The 20,221-nt window shown below is 44.5% G+C and carries 19 protein-coding genes and 2 tRNA genes; 10 read left to right on the top strand and 11 right to left on the bottom strand.

Annotated features, from left to right (window positions below):
- The coding region (locus tag R7V76_RS15645; protein WP_318094199.1) for an IS30 family transposase at positions 1–234 on the top strand (234 nt) is incomplete at its 5' end.
- Between the two features lie 52 nt (positions 235–286).
- On the opposite strand, the gene R7V76_RS15640 is transcribed toward R7V76_RS15645, so the two are convergent.
- Positions 287–359, bottom strand: a tRNA-Val gene (locus R7V76_RS15640).
- A gap of 175 nt (positions 360–534) precedes the next feature.
- On the opposite strand from R7V76_RS15640, the gene R7V76_RS15635 reads away from it, so the two are divergent.
- On the top strand, positions 535–3,651 hold the full coding sequence (locus tag R7V76_RS15635; protein ID WP_318094197.1) for an efflux RND transporter permease subunit: 3,117 nt from the start codon (positions 535–537) through the stop codon (positions 3,649–3,651).
- A 42-nt stretch (positions 3,652–3,693) separates the two neighbouring features.
- Here R7V76_RS15635 and R7V76_RS15630 read toward each other — a convergent pair whose 3' ends face one another.
- Together R7V76_RS15630 and R7V76_RS15625 are read right to left on the bottom strand one after the other, a co-directional pair.
- Complete coding sequence (locus R7V76_RS15630; RefSeq protein WP_214766633.1) at positions 3,694–4,170, bottom strand: DUF456 domain-containing protein; 477 nt, start codon at positions 4,168–4,170, stop codon at positions 3,694–3,696.
- Between the two features lie 93 nt (positions 4,171–4,263).
- On the bottom strand, positions 4,264–5,076 hold the full coding sequence (locus R7V76_RS15625) for a D-alanyl-D-alanine carboxypeptidase family protein (RefSeq protein ID WP_318094194.1): 813 nt from the start codon (positions 5,074–5,076) through the stop codon (positions 4,264–4,266).
- Between the two features lie 240 nt (positions 5,077–5,316).
- Between R7V76_RS15625 and R7V76_RS15620 the strand changes: the two genes are divergently transcribed.
- Both R7V76_RS15620 and R7V76_RS15615 read left to right on the top strand, forming a co-directional pair.
- The gene (locus R7V76_RS15620; protein WP_318094193.1) at positions 5,317–5,862 is read left to right on the top strand and encodes a methyltransferase family protein; all 546 of its coding nucleotides are present in this window, start codon (positions 5,317–5,319) and stop codon (positions 5,860–5,862) included.
- Between the two features lie 22 nt (positions 5,863–5,884).
- Positions 5,885–7,369: a phytoene desaturase family protein gene (locus R7V76_RS15615; RefSeq protein ID WP_318094191.1), complete on the top strand. Its 1,485-nt coding sequence runs from the start codon at positions 5,885–5,887 to the stop codon at positions 7,367–7,369.
- A gap of 48 nt (positions 7,370–7,417) precedes the next feature.
- On the opposite strand, the gene R7V76_RS15610 is transcribed toward R7V76_RS15615, so the two are convergent.
- From R7V76_RS15610 to R7V76_RS15600, 3 genes are read right to left on the bottom strand one after another with little or no spacing between them, the layout of a single operon-like run.
- Positions 7,418–7,975 carry a histidine phosphatase family protein gene (locus R7V76_RS15610; RefSeq protein ID WP_318094188.1) on the bottom strand — a complete coding sequence of 186 codons (558 nt, stop codon included), beginning with the start codon at positions 7,973–7,975 and terminating at the stop codon, positions 7,418–7,420.
- Between the two features lie 13 nt (positions 7,976–7,988).
- Positions 7,989–8,669 (bottom strand): response regulator transcription factor, encoded by a 681-nt coding sequence (locus R7V76_RS15605; RefSeq protein WP_318094186.1) that lies wholly within the window; start codon positions 8,667–8,669, stop codon positions 7,989–7,991.
- Positions 8,670–8,673: 4 nt separating this feature from the next.
- Positions 8,674–10,035 carry a sensor histidine kinase gene (locus R7V76_RS15600; RefSeq protein WP_318094183.1) on the bottom strand — a complete coding sequence of 454 codons (1,362 nt, stop codon included), beginning with the start codon at positions 10,033–10,035 and terminating at the stop codon, positions 8,674–8,676.
- Positions 10,036–10,188: 153 nt separating this feature from the next.
- Between R7V76_RS15600 and R7V76_RS15595 the strand changes: the two genes are divergently transcribed.
- Entirely contained in the window at positions 10,189–10,755 is a 567-nt protein-coding gene (locus tag R7V76_RS15595; protein ID WP_318094181.1) for a YdhK family protein, read from the top strand.
- Between the two features lie 43 nt (positions 10,756–10,798).
- Here the strand turns inward: R7V76_RS15595 and R7V76_RS15590 are convergent.
- Both R7V76_RS15590 and R7V76_RS15585 read right to left on the bottom strand, forming a co-directional pair.
- Positions 10,799–10,871: transfer RNA gene (locus R7V76_RS15590), tRNA-Val, on the bottom strand.
- A 147-nt stretch (positions 10,872–11,018) separates the two neighbouring features.
- Complete coding sequence (locus R7V76_RS15585; protein WP_318094179.1) at positions 11,019–11,645, bottom strand: nitroreductase family protein; 627 nt, start codon at positions 11,643–11,645, stop codon at positions 11,019–11,021.
- 194 nt (positions 11,646–11,839) lie between these two features.
- On the opposite strand from R7V76_RS15585, the gene yhfH reads away from it, so the two are divergent.
- From yhfH to R7V76_RS15565, 4 genes are all read left to right on the top strand, one after another.
- Entirely contained in the window at positions 11,840–11,986 is a 147-nt protein-coding gene (gene yhfH / locus R7V76_RS15580; protein WP_440137058.1) for a protein YhfH, read from the top strand.
- Between the two features lie 291 nt (positions 11,987–12,277).
- Positions 12,278–13,036 carry a polysaccharide deacetylase family protein gene (locus tag R7V76_RS15575; protein ID WP_318094176.1) on the top strand — a complete coding sequence of 253 codons (759 nt, stop codon included), beginning with the start codon at positions 12,278–12,280 and terminating at the stop codon, positions 13,034–13,036.
- 12 nt (positions 13,037–13,048) lie between these two features.
- Entirely contained in the window at positions 13,049–13,699 is a 651-nt protein-coding gene (locus R7V76_RS15570) for a YkyA family protein (protein ID WP_318094174.1), read from the top strand.
- Positions 13,700–13,792: 93 nt separating this feature from the next.
- Entirely contained in the window at positions 13,793–14,698 is a 906-nt protein-coding gene (locus R7V76_RS15565) for an EamA family transporter (RefSeq protein ID WP_318094172.1), read from the top strand.
- Between the two features lie 28 nt (positions 14,699–14,726).
- On the opposite strand, the gene nagE is transcribed toward R7V76_RS15565, so the two are convergent.
- The 3 genes from nagE to R7V76_RS15550 form a co-directional block, all read right to left on the bottom strand.
- Complete coding sequence (nagE, locus tag R7V76_RS15560) at positions 14,727–16,235, bottom strand: N-acetylglucosamine-specific PTS transporter subunit IIBC (RefSeq protein WP_318094170.1); 1,509 nt, start codon at positions 16,233–16,235, stop codon at positions 14,727–14,729.
- A gap of 159 nt (positions 16,236–16,394) precedes the next feature.
- The gene (locus tag R7V76_RS15555; RefSeq protein WP_012369411.1) at positions 16,395–16,592 is read right to left on the bottom strand and encodes a CsbD family protein; all 198 of its coding nucleotides are present in this window, start codon (positions 16,590–16,592) and stop codon (positions 16,395–16,397) included.
- Positions 16,593–16,742: 150 nt separating this feature from the next.
- The gene (locus R7V76_RS15550) at positions 16,743–17,945 is read right to left on the bottom strand and encodes an ornithine--oxo-acid transaminase (protein WP_318094168.1); all 1,203 of its coding nucleotides are present in this window, start codon (positions 17,943–17,945) and stop codon (positions 16,743–16,745) included.
- 173 nt (positions 17,946–18,118) lie between these two features.
- On the opposite strand from R7V76_RS15550, the gene R7V76_RS15545 reads away from it, so the two are divergent.
- Positions 18,119–20,158: a sensor domain-containing protein gene (locus tag R7V76_RS15545; protein WP_318094166.1), complete on the top strand. Its 2,040-nt coding sequence runs from the start codon at positions 18,119–18,121 to the stop codon at positions 20,156–20,158.
- Positions 20,159–20,221: the final 63 nt, after the last annotated feature.

Raw genomic sequence — 20,221 nt, 5'->3', positions numbered from 1 at the left:
ACGTTAGGCGTACCGATGTATTTTGCGGATCCGTATTCTTCTTGGCAACGTGGAAGTAACGAGAACGCCAATGGTCTTCTCCGTGAATTTTTCCCGAAGGGGACGGATTTCGGAAAGGTTAGTCGTTCTGAACTCGCTCAAGCGCTCGCCTGGATCAATGGGAGACCACGGAAATGTCTGAACTGGAAAACTGCATACGAGGTCTTCTCGGAAGAAGTGTTGCACTTAATTTGACAAACCGTCAGACAAAAAAAACCCGTTCATCAAGTGATGAACGGGTTCGGTATGATTCTGACTGGGCTCGAACCAGCGACCTCTACCCTGTCAAGGTAGCGCTCTCCCAGCTGAGCTACAGAATCATGTCGGTGTGTTCTGGGTATATGTTTATTATAGCAACATATTGAAAACTGTAAAGACTTTTCTACGATTTTTTCAGTTATTTTTTTCTTTCTGCACTGCAGTTCAAAGTTGCAGGGTTTTGATTCGTCCTCTACTATGTAAATAAGCACATATAAAATAAAGGAGGGGTAACCATTGAATTTTTTAACGAGGTTTAGTTTAAAGAACTCTGTCGCTGTATTTATCATTGCCATTTTATTAGTTTTAGGCGGCGTATATTCGTTTTCCCAACTTAAAGTGGATCAGTTTCCTGAAATTGAATTTCCTCAAATTTCAGTAGAAGCCGTTTATCCAGGCGCATCTCCGGATGACGTTGACAAACAGGTTGTCTCAAAACTTGAGACGGCACTGAAAGGAATAGAAGGCTCTACTAAAATCACGAGCTCTGCTTATGAAAGCATCGGGATCATCAATATTGAATTCCCATTTGATACCGATATGGACAAGGTCGAACAACAAATCGACGCTGCGATTCAGGATGCTAATCTTCCGGAAGAAGCAACAACGAAGTTAAACCGGTTCTCATTCGGATCGTTCCCAATCTACAATATTTCCTTCTTTAGTAAAGACGGAAAAGAGATTGAGTCCCTCTTAAAAAATGAAATCGAACCGGAACTCAATAAAATTCCGGGAATCAACAGTGTTTCTGTTGGTGGGTATAAGGATGATTTAGTTCAAATTACGGTCGACAACAAAAAGGCAACAGCGGCCGGTTTATCGTTATCAGGTATTAAAGAACAAATCAATGCCAAGTATGTTTCTTTCCCGTCCGGACAGCTCGCAGAAGGTGATTCGAAGATTCCGATCCGGGTCGAAGAAAAACTGGAAAACTTGGATAAATTAAAAAATCTCCAACTCACGTCAAGCGCCGCTTCCGGTGCAGCATCAGGTGGTCAAGGCCAATCGGCTCAATCAGGACCTCCGACTGGTTCTACCGACGGCGCTCCAGGTGCTCCGACAGAACAAACGGCACCAGCTGAACCGATTCGCCTTTCAGATGTCGCAACCATCGAAGCCGTCTCCAAACAAAGTGAAAAAACACGATATGACTTAAAAGATTCTCTCTCGATGGCCATTACGAAAAAACAGGATGCCAATACGGTTGAAATCGCCGATGGCGTCACAAAAATCTTAAATAAATATGATGATCAAATTGATTATACGATCGGGATTGATTCCGCAAAAGATATTGAAGAATCTGTCGCGACGCTAGTCAAAGAAGGATTGCTCGGTGCGTTGTTTGCTTCACTGGCAGTTCTGCTGTTCTTACGCAATATCCGGGCGACCATCATCGCGATTGTTTCGATTCCGCTATCGCTCTTGATTGCAGCCATTTTCTTGAACTGGCAGGATATTTCACTGAACATCATGACACTAGGTGGGATGGCGGTCGCTGTTGGTCGGGTTGTCGATGACAGTATCGTCGTCATTGAAAATATCTTCCGACGAGTCCGCAAGTCAGATGGTGGGATGACAAATGAAATTATCGAACAATCAACAAAAGAAATCTTGAAGGCCATCACGTCTTCAACACTTACGACCGTCGTTGTTTTCTTACCGATCGGCTTCGTCGGCGGTATTACCGGTAAATTCTTCTTACCGTTTGCTTTGACGATCATCTTCTCGTTACTTGCTTCCCTGCTTGTCGCAATTACGATTGTACCGATCTTGGCGAAATTCGCCTTTAAAAAGGTCCCGGCGGAAGAAAAAGAAGGCGCCTTACAACGCTGGTACGGCAAACTGATTGAAAAATCGTTGTCGCATAAAGCAATCATCTTAGTCGTTTCCTTCTTGTTACTCGGTGGTTCGCTTGCGATTGTACCGCAACTCGGCTTTACCTTTATTCCGAACGAAGCTTCAAAAACACTGACGGCTTCACTCGAACTTCCTGCTGCAACTTCACTTGAAAAAACGAGTGATGTATCGCTCAACATGGAAAAAATGTTTGATCAGGAAAAAGCGATTGCTGATGTCACGACATCCGTCGGAGCCCGTGACTTCACGACCGGATTGCGACTTGATAACAAAGCCAGCTACTTCCTGAACTTAAAAGACGGGGTCGATGTCGAAAAGACAATCAAGTCCCTTGAAACTAAAATGGAGGATATCGCAAAAGAAGACGATGTCGACGTTAAAATAAGCGTCGCTGAGCTGTCAACTGGCGGTCCGCCATCGAACAACAATGTCGATGTTGATTTGTTCTCGACTGATCTAGAGGCATTACAAAAAGCCGCTAAATTAGTTGAAGACAACATGAACAAAAACAACGACCTAAAATACGTGACGAATAACTTCAGCGAGAAACAAAAACAATTCCTCGTTGAAATTAACTCTGAAAAAGCCAGCGATCGTGGTTTGTCCGGCTTCCAGATTCTTGGTACGGTCAACGATCAAACGAAACCTGTTACGGTCGGCACCCTTAATCTAGACAACAAAGATCAAGACGTTCAATTATCTTATAAGGAAGATTTGACGTCGAAAGCAGATCTCGAGAACGTCCAACTCTTCTCAGCTGCAGGTCCTGTCGCCTTGAAAGATGTAGCGACTGTCAAAGAAGTCGATACGTTCACATCGATTCAAAAGCTGGACGGTAAAGTTTACGCCCGTGTCTCGGGTCAAGTCAAAGGAGACAATGTCCAGACAGTCTCAAGTGACGTCAAAGCGGCTGTCGAAAAAATCGACTTGCCGGAAGGCGTTTCCTTAACAAGCGGCGGCGGAAATGATGATACGGTCGAAATCTTCCAGTCTCTTGGAATTGCCATCGTCGTCGCCATCGGTCTCGTCTACTTGACGATGTTAATCACGTTCGGAAAAGCACGGATTCCGTTCATTATTCTTTCATCGCTCATCTTCGTTCCGATTGGTTCACTCGTCACGCTGTTCTTAGCGAACGAACCATTATCGGTCAGTGTCATGATCGGATTCCTGATGCTCATCGGAATCGTCACGACCAACGCGATTGTCCTCGTCGACCGGATTGGTCAGAACATCACACGCGGGTTACCGATTCGGGAATCCTTGATTGAAGCCGGTAAAACACGACTTCGCCCAATCCTGATGACGGCATTCGCTACAATCATGGCGCTTGTTCCGCTTGCTCTGACGACGTCATCCGGTACACTAATTTCAAAAGGTCTTGCCTTGACGGTTATCGGCGGACTCACGACGTCAACACTCTTGACGCTCATCATCGTCCCTGTAGTCTACGAGCTCTTCTTCTTCAAAAAAGTGAAAAAAGAACGTCAGTCCTAACAAAAAATCCTTCTCTCATTCATGAGGGAAGGATTTTTTTGATTATTTTTCAAGTAATTCATCTGTCCGATCAATCGTTCCATTATGTTTCGCGACGAGTCCGTCCAGTACAGATGGTTCGAATTCTTCTCCGATTGCAATGATGCCCGTCTTACCAGGCGGAATCACGCCGAGTGTCCGTTTAAATGTTTCTTGAACGGCTTGATTCTCTTTTAAGTCTTTCGAACCGCCAATCAGCATCCCGGTCATCGAACCGAGTAAAATACCAAACGGTCCACCCAGAATTCCGACAGCCATCCCAATCAAGGAACCTTTAAAGGCTTTGTTGGAACCGCTCAAGTCAACGGCATCTTCAAAAGAAAAAGCCCCACTTTCACTTCGTTTGATGACAGCAATCTGTTCAAAATCAACCTGACCGTTTGCATGGTACTTCTTCAATTCACTGAATACCTGATACGACGTCGCTTCTTCTTCAAATGTAAAGGTCATGATATGGTGTTTCTCTTCTTTTTTCGCCACAACTTTCCACCTCTTTCGAAAAAAACGGATTGCCGCTGTTGACGATGAGGAATACACCATTTATTTACCATTCAAAGCTTGAAACGAAACCTGTTACGGTGCGCTTGGTTTACCAGGAGCCAGTTGATAATATTCTTCCATCGTTAACCCGGTCATTTTCAACTGTGCGGCAAGTGTTGCTCCGACATAACGGAAATGCCAGCTTTCGTACGTGTATCCTGTCCATGATTCTTTTCCGAGCGGATAACGAAGATGGAATCCGTAACGATGCGCATTGGCAGCCAACCATTTGGCTTCTTTTGTACTAGAAAAACTGAACTTGGCATATTTCGAGGAATCAGCTCCACCGATATCAAAACCGAGTCCTGTCTGATGTTCACTTTTTCCCGGTTGTGCACTGTACGTACTGGCTTTTTCAAAGCCATCCCGCGCGACATATTTTTCAAATAATGCTTTTTGATACGCATACGAACGGTATGTACTGAATGCGACCAGTGTAATATTGTCCGCTTTGGCAGCACGTCTCATTTTCTCAAAGGCTGCCCGTGCGACCTTACTTTCACCAGGTGCATACGTCGAGCGTAATGGAAGATTAGGATTAACGATTAATGTTTTTCCAATACGTAATCCGCCGATTTGTTGATCTGTCAGTAAATATTTTGTGCTCGCATACCCTGTCTGTGTTCCATAACGGACTTTTGACCATGTCCCGAGTCGACTGATCTCATTGACATAAACAGTGGTCGGGATGACGGCGACGACAGCTTTACTTGTCGAAGCCCCGCTGCGAAGGTTGAGCGGTGTTTTCGCTTGGCGATAACTGGATGCTTCTGCGGCCAGTGAAAAACTGACGAGTGACAGAAGGACTGCCAGTAACCCGGTCACCGTTTGCTTTAGTTTTTTCATATCTCATAAAACTCCTTTTTTCCAAAACAGGGTAATTAATCTTTGATTTTAGAATAACATTCATTTCAGAACGTCACCATTTTTTCTACAGGGTGTAATCAAAATGAATTAATTCTTTCGGCTTCACTCAAATGAAGTCGGATTGTCCAGTACAAGGATTGAACATTCAGTCTTTCGGGTAAACAATTCTTGTATGCGTTTTCTTTAAATAATGATTGGCATCAGTCAGGGGCGAATCTTATGACCATTTTAGACAAAGTGTTCATCGCCGTCTCTCTTCTTTGGTTACTTGAATTGTTTCTTTTCCGAAACCGTAAGAAGGAACCTTCTCCACTGGAAGAACGGCAAAGTTTTTACTGGATTTTAGCTACTTTACTCACGACAATCCTTTTTTCCGTTCTGTTCAGCGATTCACTTCGTTTCCCCCTGTCACGTGAAATCGGATTGCTCTTTTTGACTTCCGGTGTCGCTCTACGCTACTGGGGAATTTATCATCTCAAGCATCAGTTTACCCGTCACGTCGCTGTCAATCCGGGCGATCGACTTGTCAGTACGGGTCCTTACCGGGCATTACGCCACCCCCTCTATACCGGTCTGTTTTTCATCACGTTAGGTTTCCCGCTGTACTTCGGGAACTTGCTTGTCGCGTTGTGTGCCGGAGTCCTGATGTTCATCGCTTTGCTTCACCGTATTCGAATCGAGGAACAGATGTTGACTGAAGGATTTGGTCCTGCCTATACGGATTGGGCCCGCAGAAGAAAACGTTTGATTCCGTTTATCTACTAAGACATAAGGAGATGTGATTTTTTTGAAGAAACAGGCAGTCGTTATCGGAGCAGGTTTAGCAGGTATGTCAGCCGCAATCCGCCTTGCGGGAGACGGTTATGAAGTCACGATGCTCGAACAAAACGGAAATGTCGGCGGTAAATTGAACCAACGCAGCGGTCAAGGATTTACGTTTGATACTGGTCCTTCGATTTTGACGATGCCTTGGGTGCTCGAACAATTGTTTACGAGCGTTCATCGTCGACTGGACGACTATCTGGAAATCGAACGGATCGAACCGCAATGGCGGACCTTCTTTGAGGACGGGACACAACTCGACGTCAAAGGTGATCTTCCGGGCATGCTCGAGGAGTTCAAAAAAGTTTCCGATCAGGCTGATTTTGTTGAACTGTTCAGCTATTCTAAAAAAATGTACGATTTGTGTTTGGATAGTTTCTACAAGTACAGTCTCGAAGATCTAAAGGACTTAAAAAAATATCATACGATGTCTGAATTACTTAAGATGGATCCGCTCAATACAGTAGCCAGCGGTACGAAAAAACACTTGAACAACAAGTACCTCGAGCAGCTGTTTAATTATATGGTTATGTATGTCGGCTCCAACCCTTACGAAGCTCCCGCTGTCTTCAATCAGATGATTTATGTTCAAATGGGACTTGGTATCTATTATGTCAAAGGCGGCATGTACAATATTGCACGTGCCATGAAAACCGTACTCGATGAACTCCGGGTGACGATTCATGTCAACACGCCTGTCGAACGTGTCGTCACAGAAGGCAAGCGTGCGGTCGGCGTGGAAACGACAGACGGTACATTTTACCCGGCTGATGTCGTCGTCTCGAACCTCGAGGTCATCCCGACCTATCAACATCTCATCTCAGAGAAAAAAGGACCAAAACAGGCTAAAAAATTAAATCAGTCCTTCGTTCCGTCCGTTTCCGGTCTTGTTCTGTTACTTGGAGTGAACCGCGAATATAAAGATCTTAAGCACCATAACTTCTTCTTCTCGGATGATCCGGAACGGGAATTTGCCCAAATGTTCAAGGAAGGTGTCCCACCAGAGGATCCGACGATTTATGTCGGTGTCTCCTCTAAATCCGATGCTTCCCAGGCACCGGAAGGAAAGGACAATCTGTTTGTCCTGACGCACGTTCCGCCACTGACGAAACAAGACGGCAAAACCGATTGGGATGCGTACCGTGAAGTAGTTCTCGATAAATTAGAACGGATGGGACTGACCGATCTACGTGAATCGATTGAATTCGAATACCGCTTTACACCAGAAGACTTGAAATCACTATACGGTCCGAACGGCGGCTCGATTTACGGCGTGGCGGCTGACCGTAAAAAGAACGGCGGATTCAAGATTCCATCGAAAAGCGATCTTTACGAAGGTCTTTACTTTGTCGGCGGTTCCACACATCCGGGTGGCGGGGTCCCGATGGTCACTTTGTCAGGTCAACTGACAGCGGATTTAATCCAAAAACATGAAAATGTAAAAGCATAATTAAAACAGGAGATTATCCCATTATAGACGGGATAACCTCCTGTTTTTTCAGTCATGATGACACATTTCTTCGATTTGAAGAAACGTTTTAGCTTTGAATGTCATTTTATAGACGGCCGGCATCTTTAGGGTGTTCCAAAAATCATACCCGTATGCCGGATCAAAGTACTGCATCAATAACACCATAATGTTTCCGTGTGTACCGATGACGATCGTTTGATTTTGATGATGTTCCAACAGTCGTTTAATTTCAAGAACGATCCGTCGTTGTGCCGTAACGTTTGATTCACCGCCATACGGGTTTTCATCTGGATGGTTCCAGACGTACCGGACAGCCTGTCGGAAGTCCGGCAGTTCTCCCGGTGCCAGTAGCCGCTCTTGAACAGCCTCAGTTTCTTGAATGACTAATCCGGATTTTTCCGCTAAAGGCTGGACTGTCTCAATCGCCCGTCGGTAGGGACTCGCATAGATGTAGTCCAATGTAATGCCGTCAAAAAGTGTCGTCAGTTGCTCCGCATCGTCTCTCCCCTGTTCTGATAAAGGACGCGCTTGTTCGTCTGTAGAATAGGTTGAGTGTGCATGGCGGACTAAGTAGATCGTTGTCATCGTTAATCTCCTTTCAGCTGTCTTTCGATTGCTCCAGCCACCGGTAACCGACACCCCGGACAGTCTCCAAGTACTGATCAATCGGAAAGCCGGAACGTCGCAGTTTTTCACGAAGATGGCGCATATGAGAATCGATGGTTCGTGGTTCAATCGATTGGTCGTCACCCCAAAGCGACCGCACTAATTGTTCTCTTGATAAGATTCCATTTACAGAACCCAGGAGTTTACCTAACAGTTGAAACTCTGTTTTGGTCAGTAAGATTTTTTGTTCATTAAAGCTACAGTCATATCCCGCAGCATCATAATGCAGGCCATGAAATATATACTGTTCCCGTTTTTCTCGCCCAATCAATAATTCAATCCGTCCTAATAATTCACCTTCATGAATCGGTTTTGCCACATAATCATCGGCGCCGACTGTACGTCCCCGAACGACATCTTCCATTTGATTCCGTGCCGTTACCATGATGATCGGGAAATCAGCGATGCGTCTTATATTTTCACATAGTGTCCAACCATCCATTTCGGGCATCATGACATCCAGTAAAGCGATATCAATCGGAACCGTTTTGACGATTTCGAGCGCTTTTTCAGCAGAATCAACCAAATGGCACGTATGACCATACGGTGCCAAATATAATTTCATTAATTGAAGCATCCGTTGTTCATCATCAACGATTAAAATTCGAGCCATTTTTTCACCCCTTCCACTGAACGATTACACGCGTCCCGCTATTTTTTTGACTCTGAATTTCTAGTGTTGCTCCATGTGCCTGGACGATGGCTGACGCAATCGTCAGTCCAAGTCCCGATCCGCCTCGACTTCTCGACCTGGACGGTTCACTGCGGTACAAGCGTTTTGTCACATAGGGCAAACTTTCTTCGCTGATACCGATTCCTGTATCCCGCACTTGAAAATATGGTCCCGTTTCATTTACACCGTATCGGACGATGATGTCACCTGTTGCTGTATATTTTCTTGCGTTATCCAGTATATTCACTAACACTTGTTTAAGCCGGATTTCATCGCCTGTTACCTCTACCGGTTCTCCCGATACATACAAGTGTAGTCCTTTTTCTTCGATTGCCGGTCGCATTTTTTCTGTCGTCGATACAACCAATTCATCAAGCGACAGTGATAACCGTTCGACTGAAAACTCGTTAACATCAGAACGCGCCAGTAACATCAACTGTTCAATCAATCTGCTCACATGGTCACTTTCTTCTTTGATAATCGACAAATAAGCTGCTTTTTCAGATTCCGGCAAGTCCGGGCGTTGTAAAATATCCGCATATCCTTTGACGTATGTCAGTGGGGTTCGGAGCTCGTGAGAAATGTTCGCTAAAAACTCCGTTCGTTCACGATTCAAGAAATCGAGATCTTTAGCCAACTGCGTGATCGATCGTGCAAGTGCTCCAAGTTCGTCTGAGCGTTTCACCGGTAAATCCACATCAAGATTCCCTTCTTTCAGTTTAGCAGTCGCGCGTTCCATCTTAATGAGCGGTCTTGAGATCACTCGTGTGCATAAGAGGACAGTCGCAAGTGACAGAAGTATGGCAATAATACCGACTTGAATGAATTGCTGCCTTAACGGATTAACGACTTGTTGAATCAACGTCTCAGGAGCAAACATAAAGACATGTCCACGATGAACACCTGAAATCGTAATTGGACTATCTGTCATTAAAAAACCGTTCGCTTTTGCTTGAGATTGCAGGATACGATCGTTTCGTTGCGTTTGAAATTCTACGTGTACAAGCTCTTCTGTCATTTCTGGAGTAAGTCGATGCGAAGACTTTAAAATTTCACCCTCTTCATTTGTGATGACGACGGTAAATTCAGATGCTGATTCCATCAAAGTGACATGCTCCAATGTCTCCGCATTAAAAGATTCCTCGAGGACATCGCGGTGTGTATTTCCCCGGTTCAATAAACCGAGAACCACTTCATCCGTCCTTTGATTCACGAGATTGAAATAGAGTGTACTGAACAGAATCCCGCCCATCACAAGAATTGCAGTCAAAAAGAGTAGACCAATGTAGTACGAAATATGCCGCATGCCCTGCCCCCTCCTTTTTCTTCACTATTACGATACACTTTTCCACTGACTCATTCAGTCAGATAATTGAATTGTCACTCTTTCTGCACGGTTTCTGCACGAAACATGGGTATAGTAGTTACATAACCACATTACTCCGGGAGGTATTTTTTTATGAAAAAACAACTACTCGTTACATCACTTGCTCTTTCTACTGTTCTAGGTTTAGGTGCCTGCGGATCTGATTCCACTTCCTCTAATTCACACGATATGCATGATAATAAAAACGATTCCCATGCAGGAATGATGCATTCAAGTGACGGAAAAATTCCAGCCGGACTCAAACAAGCTGAAAATCCAAAGTTTAAAGACGGATCAGACGTCATTCTGTCCTCTGATCATATGAAAGGGATGGATGGCGCAAAAGCAACAATCGTCGATTCATTTAATACAACAGTATATGAAGTCAGCTATACACCAACGAACGGTGGTAAAAAAGTCAGCAATCATAAATGGGTGATTCAGGAAGAACTGAATCCGGTTCCAAAGTCACCGTTAAAAGCAGGTGACAAAGTGACGTTAGCGGCGGACCACATGAAAGGGATGGATGGGGCTAAAGCGACGATTGATCAAGCCGATGAAACAACCGTGTATATGGTCGATTTTAAACCGACAACCGGTGGGAAAACGATTAAAAATCATAAATGGGTGACGGAAGACGAACTTCAAGCCAAAAATTAAATAAAAAACTCCGTTCATCCAAGGATGAACGGAGTTTTTGGTATGATTCTGACTGGGCTCGAACCAGCGACCTCTACCCTGTCAAGGTAGCGCTCTCCCAGCTGAGCTACAGAATCATGATGCAGTACATAATGTACTTGCTAGGACATGTATTAATATAGCAAGAAACTATCCATCTGACAAGTACTTTTCTAAAAAATGTGAAAAATAATAAAGGAATGAGACTGAACATCCGATTGGAGTCAGTCTCATTCCTGGTTGACTTATAGGATAGTCGTAACCTGATCAACAGGTAGACGGAGAGCCGGACGTTTCTTCGCGTCCTCGACTGCTTTTCCGACAGCAATCAACATAACAGGCACATAACGTTCATCTGTAATAAACGTTTCTGCAAAAAGTTGATGATTAAATCCGCCCATCGCAAGCGTCGAAAGTCCTTTCGCTTCAGCCACTAACATGAGTTGCATCGCTGCCAGACTCGCGTTTGACATAGCCGCGTCTCTCGCGTAAGCCTCGCTTTGATAAGCGCCTTCCACTTGTCCTTTGATTGAGTCAAACAAGTCTTCCGTCATACCACCCGCTTCTACGGCTGGACCGTAAACGGGATTGTAGTTTCGGTTTGCCTGCAGATCTCCAAGTACGGCAATGACAACCGAAGAAGAACTGATAGCCGGCTGATTATAAGCGATTGGAGCCAATTGCTTTTTCGCATCTTCCGAATGGAAAACGAGGAAATGCCAATGTTGTAAGTTCCAGGCACTTGGCGCAGCTGTCGTCAATTCGATTAATTCTTTTACTTCTTCCTGCGAAAGCGTAAATGTCTCATCATAATGACGAACGGACCGGCGTTCTGTCAAAAGTGAAAGTGTTTCAGATACTGTTTGATTCATAATGATCCCCCTCTAAATACATCTGTTTACTTTGTTATCGTATCACCCTCTGCGCCAACTGTCATACGACAAGACTCGTTAATGTTTTAACTGTTATAAAACAATGATTGACTTCACCATTCTGTACTAGTACAATAAAATAAATTCAGTGTAAGTTGCTGGTATATCCATATACTAAGAGGAGGAATACAATCATGGAACAACCCCTTTACCACGAGACTTCTTCAGAGTTTTACCGTCAACTTCCCGTTAAAACTTGCTCCCACTGCGGAAAAGAAATGGATGAACAATGCGAATCGTACAAAACAGAATGTGATGAGTGTGCTGTTACAGAACACTGATCATGAATTTCTTAAAAGAAGTCTCCGGTGACGGATGGACTTCTTTTTTTAATTGGAAAATCAATATTTTTCTATTTTAATAGACTTTTTTTTAAATTACAGCTACCTCAGTCATCTTTTTGTAACATCTTTGTTACAAATGAAACAGACAAAATGTTACATTTAAGTCATAAGATTTTCCGTAAAGGAGCTCAGACATCAATGGATCCATACAACTCAGGCAATCCCCTCGGACTTGGTCCAAGGCATCGAAAACCAAAACGAAAATATTTCGCCAAGCTTTTTATTCTAATGGCACTTATCCTTCTTCCGCTTGGTGGTTATATCGTTTATCAATACCTGACTTCAACACAACAACAAGCGGATGTAAAATCCGTTCAATCTTTACAGAAAGTCCCGACTCCGAACTTGGACAAGGCACGTGTCGAGAAATGGAACGGGATTACTAAAAAAGTAGCTTATCTGACATTTGAAGACGGTCCGACCGCTTTGACTCCGGATATCTTGAAATCATTAAAAGAACAAAATGTTAAGGCGACCTTCTTTCTGATTGGAAGTAATATCGCCAAGCAACCAGATGTCGTCCGCTCAATGGCACAGGATGGACATTACATCGGACCACACAGTGAAACCCATGACTATGACACGCTTTATAAGAAAAAGCAGTATGTTCCCGAGATGCTGCGGGTGCAGAAACAAATTAAACAACTGACGAATCATGCTCCATTATTGACACGTCCGCCTTATGGATCAACGCCCGGCATTAGCAAGTCCATTGCGAAAGAAATGGAGCAGGCTAAACTCCGGATGTGGGACTGGTCGATTGATTCGATGGACTGGTATTACAAAGACAGTGCGAAAGAAGTTGCGAAAACCGTTATCAACCGGGCAGAAGATCCGGTCGAAATCATCCTGTTACATGAACAACCGCAAACATTGCGGGCATTGCCAACTATTGTCGCCGGACTAAAGAAAAAAGGATATCAATTTTCCATCTATGATGAAGACTTTCATATCCCGTATAATTTCGCAAAATTCTCTAATTTGTAAGGAGTTACTTTCATGATCAAAAAACGGATGATCCTTAATAGCTGTTTCACCTGTCTCGGCGTCTTGCTTCTCAGCGCCTGCTCGAACAATCCCGCTGCTTCGATATATAATCAGTTGGAAGAACAGGCCAAGTCTGAACGGAAAGCTGCAGCGATTGCCGAACAACGGACACGTCAAGACGAAATTTCCGTTAATACGTATCAAGCCGTTCTCGAAGCCGGAGCCGATGACATCAAACGGGCACAAAATGAACGGGAGGAATTAACTGCTTTGAATCAAGACCGTCTCGACTTGTTAAAGCAGGAAAAAATCATTCGTACCCGTGCTTTTGATGAGTTGGATCTTTCGGAACTAACGGGCAGCTTATCTTCGTTACCTGCCGCTAAAAAAGACGGAACCGCTCTTATTACTGTCTTTAAAGAGCGGGAGAAAGCTTTTGATACATTTTTAAAACGTTATACGGCAGCAATTGCATCAGAAAAGAAAGTGCTTTCCTACTTGACCGAAAAACCGAACTTCGTTAAGCTTGATGAAGCGACAGCTGATTTAAACCGGACTTCCCGTCAAGCGACAGAAGCACTCAAAACCTTTAATCGATTGACCGTCCGATACAACGAATTAAAGCCCACCTTTTATAAAAAGGCTGGACTCAACATTAAATAACTCACACAGGTTGCAACCAAACCCTGTCCAAAAAACCTGGACAAGGCCCCGTTGCAACCTTTTTTGTGCGTTCTAAAACATGGAGGGATCTATATGAATCGTTCAAAAGCAACACTTTTCGTCTTAATCGGTGCCATCAGTTACGGCGTCCTGTCGACTATCGTCAAACTGGCTTACGGTGCCGGCTTTGACTCCGCTGCTGTTTCCGGAAGTCAGTTTTTCTTCGGATGGCTGATGATTTTTGTCTTAGCCCTGCTGTCAAAAAATCTTCGTCTTCATCCGAAAACAGCTTTTACTTTAATGGCCATCGGAATTTCAAGCGGGACGACCGGTTATCTGTATTATCAAAGTCTACAAACTGTTTCTGCTTCAGTCGCCATCATTCTCCTCTTCCAATTCACATGGATTGGTGTCGTGATTGATGCAATTTTAGCAAAACGTCTGCCGTCGCGTTCTCATTTCTTATCTGCCGTCCTATTGATTGGTGGTGCCGTTTTAGCGAGTGCGGCTTATACGAGCGCCCTTGACGTACGCGGTACATTGTTCGGACTCGGAGCAGCCGTCAGTTTCTCGATCTTCTTGCTTGCGAGCGGACGGGTCGCAAACCATGTGCCGGTTATTAAAAAAAGCTTTTACATGATGACAGGCGGACTTCTGTTCGTCATGATCATGTATCCGCCGACGACTTTCCTGACCGCAGCGAATTTCGAACAGGGACTGATTTGGTACGCACTTCCACTTGGTCTGTTCGCCTTGATTCTACCACCGCTGTTATTCGCAGCAGGTGCTCCACACTTGAGCCCCGCCAGCGTCTCCTTGCTTGGTGCAGCCGAACTGCCGACTGCCGTCATCTGTTCCGTCCTCATACTCGGAGAGCATCTTTCCGGTTCACAGTGGATTGGGATCATCATCATTCTGATTGGGATTTTCTATCCGATTTATGTCAGCAGTCTGAAGCAGTCGACTACTTCTGTTCCACGTCAAAACGACCTCTCCTGAGCAATCAGGAAAGGTCGTTTTTTTGATATTATTTTTGGCGTTTCATCGCATCCGCGACGAATTCGACATCCGTGCCGATGATGATTTGGACATTTTTTGCACCCATCTTCATGACACCTTTTGCGCCTGCTGCTTTAATTGCAGCTTCGTCAATGATCGTTGAATCTTTTACTTGGAGACGGAGACGTGTTGCACAGTTATCAATCGCTGTAACGTTGTCCGTTCCTTGTAGTCCTGCAAAAATCCGTGCTGCTTGTTGCTCATACTTATCGTCTGATACGCCCATGACAGGACCTGCATCCGTCACAAGTGATTCATCTTCACGACCCGGCGTTTTCAGATCAAATTTCGTGATCATGAAGTAGAACAGGAAGTAATAGATGACGGCAAACACGAGACCGACAACCAGTAAAAGCAACGGTTTTGTGGCGATTCCGAAGTTCAGGACGTAATCAATGAAACCGGCAGAGAAGGAGAAACCGTGCAAGATACCGAGTAAATTGACGACTGCCATGGAAATACCCGTCAACACGGCGTGCATGACATATAAGACCGGTGACAAGAACATGAATGAAAACTCAATCGGTTCCGTAATCCCTGTCAGGAATGATGTTAATCCAAGACCAATCATCGCACCTGCGACGGCTTTCCGATTTTCTTTGCGTGCTGCCATGACCATCGCGGCAGCAGCTGCCGGTAAAGCGAACATCATGATCGGGAAGAATCCGGCTTGATAAATACCGGCTGTCGGATCTCCGGCAAAGAAACGGGCGATGTCGCCATTCGCAATCGTTCCATCTGCTTTTTCATATGAACCGAAGACAAACCAGAAAATGTTGTTCAAGACATGGTGAAGACCAACAGGAATTAACAGACGGTTGAAGAATCCAAACAGTGCGGCTCCTCCTGCTCCGAGGCTGACCATCCATTCGCCTGCATTATTGATCCCATCTTCAATGAACGGCCATAAGTAACCGAAGATAAATGCCAGGACTAACATGGCAGCCGACGTGATGATGGGAACAAACCGGCGTCCACCGAAGAATGCTAACCAATCCGGTAATTTAATATTGTAAAATCGATTGTATAACAAACCGGCCACAATACCGGCAATGATCCCGCCGAACACCGCCATATTGACCATCGAACCTAAAGTTGCCTGATTGGCAATGGAACTTAAGGTCGCTCCATCCACTTTCGTCGAGGAGTCGTTGACAATGGCGGCAATCGCATCGTACTTGGCCTGAATTTGAGCGTTCGAGTAATCCTTGTTCATGGAGTCGACACCCGTTTTCAAAACCAAATACCCGACTGCTCCTGCCAAACCGGCAGCTCCACTTGCATCAATCGATAATCCGATTGCAACACCAATTGCAAAAATCAGTGGAAGATTGTCAAAAATCGCACCACCTGCTGCCACCATTAATGGAATATCCAACATATCGGCTGAACCGAGTCGAAGGACAATTCCCGCGGCTGGTAAAACGGCGATCGGCAGCATTAAAGCTTTACCGATTCGTTGAAGAAACTGCAACATATACTTCATCCTTTCCTAAATAAAAACAAATAATGACATGACGATGAAAACGCTTTAACATCTATTATTATTCCACATACACGTACAAATGACTAGACCTTTATACATATTTTTTCATAAAAAAAGATCCCTCTAGATAAGGGACCTTCCGGGTACAGATTAACGACGATTCGTATCTTCGAGATTCTGTTGAACATTACCAACTGTTTTTTTGGCATCGCCTTTAAGCTGATCTTTTTTGCCTTCACGTTCTGTTGATTTATCGCCTGTTGCTTTTCCGAGCGCTTCTTTCGCTTTTCCGGCAACTTTATCAACTAAACCATCAGCTTTTTTGTTTAATCCGCTATCATGTGACATGTTCATTACCCCCTATTTTTTTAACGCATAGTAGTATGTTCCCACCTGAAACAGATTCAAACATCGTTCTGCTCTCATTTGTCCTAAATCCAGAAATCAGTCAATTGAAAAACTCCCTATCGTTTTCCGACAGGGAGTAGTAGCAGTTTGTTACTGGGCGACCGAAACACCGAGGACTTGTTCAATCCGTTCGAATGCCCAGTCCAACTCTTCTTTTGTAATGACGAGTGGTGGTGCAAAACGAATGACTGTCTCGTGTGTTTCTTTACAGAGCAACCCTTTTTCTTTTAAAGCTTCGCAATACGGACGAGCCGCTTCAGTCAATTCGACACCAATGAATAATCCGCGTCCACGAACTTCCTTAATCATCGGATTGTCAATTTCTTTTAGACGATTCATAAAGTATGTTCCGAGTTCCAGTGAGCGTTCTGGTAGCTTCTCTTCTTCCAAAACTTCCAGTGAAGCGACGGACACAGCACAGGCCAATGGATTCCCGCCAAATGTCGAACCATGCGATCCCGGATTAAAGACACTCAAGATATCGTGGTTGGCGGCTACACAGGAAATCGGGAACACGCCGCCGCCAAGTGCTTTACCTAAGATGTACATATCCGGTGTTACGTTGTCCCAGTCCGAAGCAAACCATTTTCCCGAACGGCCAAGTCCTGATTGGATTTCATCCGAGACGAGCAATACATTTTGTTCCTTACAGACATTTTGAGCATCCTTCAAGAATCCTTCGTACGGAATCAGGATACCGGCTTCTCCTTGAATCGGCTCAACGATGAAGGCTGCTGTATTTTCCGTGATGGCACCTTTAAGTGCTTCCAAATCTCCATACGGAATCGTTTTAATGCCCGGTAAAAGTGGACCGAATCCACGTTGATACTCGGCTTCCGTTGACATCGAGACGGCTGTCATCGTCCGACCATGGAAGTTGCCTTCACAAACGATGATTTCGGCGTCTCCCGGGACTCGTTTCACTTCGTACGCCCAGCGACGCGCTGCCTTGACTGCTGTCTCGACCGCTTCTGCCCCCGTATTCATGGGCAGGACCATATCTTTTCCTGTCAATTGTGCTACCTTTTCATAAAAGAACCCGAGTTGGTCATTATGAAAGGCACGGGATGTCAACGTGATTTTATCGGCTTGTCGTTTTAAAGCTTCGATGATTTTCGGATGACGGTGTCCTTGGTTCACGGCTGAATAGGCACTGAGCATATCCATGTATTCGCGACCTTCCGGATCTTTAACAAAAACTCCTTCTGCCTCTGAGATGACGATTGGGAGTGGGTGATAGTTGTGTGCCCCGAATTTCTCTGTCTGTGTGATGATTTTCTCTGATTGATTCATAAATAATCCCCCTTTTTCACTTAGAAAACGCTTTCATCATGATTATAACAGATTCTTATGGATAATCTTCAATCGAAATACAGGATTTCTTCGCATGAAAATTGAATATACTGGGAATAGACAAGACAAGTGAACCGTCATCTCTGTTAACCCAAAAGGAGTGTGCGCCCGTAATGGATCGTTCGACCATTAATTCCTATGAAACTGTTATGCAAGGATTTCCTTTACCTGCATTTATCCTGCACGTCGATTTAACTGTTCATTCCTGGAATGAGGCTGCTGAATCCTGCTGGGGCTGGTCAGCACAAGAAGTTACAGGACAATTGGTCCCGCTCCTCAATTCGGAAGATGCTGCGTTCAGTCGGCAAATCTGGCATTCATTTTTAGAAAAACGACAATCGATGCAATTACCGAATACAACATTTCTTCATAAATCAGGTGAACGTTCGATAGCGACGCTGCTCGTCTCACCGCTCTTTGATGAAAAAAATGAACCTTTTGGTGCTTTTTTCTGTAAATTACCTTCTTCTACTCAACAAAATGCAAGCAAACCGTTATTCCAAGGATTGATGGACTTACGATATGCGTTCGATCAAATCGCTTGTGTCGCAATATTCGACGCACGGGGAACAATTCAATACGCCAATACCAATTTGACGGATGTTACAGGTTTTTGTCCACACCTGTTGCTCGGTCAACCTTGGACAATACTGTTGGATTCATCTGAAGAAGCGCTGCCCCTGATTCGTTCTCAAATCAAAAAGAAAAAAGCTTGGTCCGGAAAGCTATCCATATCGACACAGGAGGATTCAAAAAAAGTCCTTCGTGCCACCCTGATTCCGGTTTATGACGTAAACGGCGTCCGTTTCCAACATATTTTTATCGGTACTGATATCACGGAGACTGAACATCTGGAGCAGGAACTTGATTTTTTAGTCCATCATAATGAAATGACACATCTACTCAACAAGCGGGGATTTCTCCGTGATGGTCAGCCATTATTTTTAAAAGCATCAGATGACGTTCCCATCTCGCTCATCTTGTTTGATATTGATCGATTTAAAGTCATCAACGATTCCTTCGGGACACATGTCGGTGATCAGTTACTGCAGGCGTTAGCAAAACGTTTGTCCGAACATGCAAATGAGCTGTTAACGTTCCATCCGACAAGTGATTTATTTGGTGTGGTGCTCGAAGTCACGAATCGGAACGCTTTGTTCCAATATGCCCGGAAACTTCAACAGGTATTGCAACGTCCGTACTATATTAACGGACATTCCTTGATCATCTCCTGTACGTTCGGAATCACCGTCTATCCTTCGGAAGCCAAATCACTCGAAGATTTGTACCGCCGTTCGGAAATGGCCTTGTATGCCGGAAAATCAATCGGTACAGGAACGATTCAATATTTAACCCACGAGATGGATGAACAGTTCACTCGGAAGTTACAGCTTGAACGATCGTTATTTACAGCGCTAGAGGATCAAGCCCTTCATCTGGTGTACCAGCCGATCATCAATCTGAAAACAAAACATGTCGATGGATTCGAAGCACTGTTGCGTTGGAACCATACGGCACTCGGTAGCATTCCTCCTGATGAATTCGTTCCGCTTGCGGAAGAGGCTGCTTTGATCACTCCTATTAACAACTGGGTTGTGATTGAGGCCTGTGAGCGGCTCGCCATTTGGCAGAAGCAAATTGCGGCTGATTTGACGATGGCCATCAACATTTCACCGCACCAGTTCCAAAGTGACTCGTTCGTCCGGACACTGCAACACGTCGTAACTCAGAAAATAATTAATCCGCAATTCGTCACCCTTGAACTGACGGAGAACATCGCGATTTTACAGACACAACGGACGATCGAACGGATGCAACTGATCAAGTCGCTTGGTTTCCGGTTATCCATTGATGATTTCGGAACAGGCTATTCTTCCCTGCAGTATTTACGTGCCTTCCCGATTGATGAACTGAAGATTGATAAAGTCTTCATTGATGGTATTGATTTAGGCGAAAACGGCCTACTCGATTCCATCATCCAACTCGGTCAAAACTTAAAGCTGAACCTCGTCGCAGAAGGTGTTGAAACAACAACTGCCTTACATTATTTACAAGAGACCTCTTGCCAACAAATGCAAGGATTCATTTTCTCTGAACCGTTGTCTGTTGAAGCCGTGGAACACCGCTTCGGCTCCGCAAATTCTGAAGACTGAGATCGATGCCAGACAACAAAAAAACAGGAACCGGATCAGTCCGGTTCCTGTTTTGTGTATCAA

Origin of the sequence: Exiguobacterium artemiae (genome assembly GCF_033342815.1) — a bacterium.
Lineage (GTDB): Bacteria > Bacillota > Bacilli > Exiguobacteriales > Exiguobacteriaceae > Exiguobacterium_A > Exiguobacterium_A artemiae_A.
Note: the sequence above shows the minus strand (reverse complement) of the source record. Positions and strands in the feature narration are given on the sequence as shown.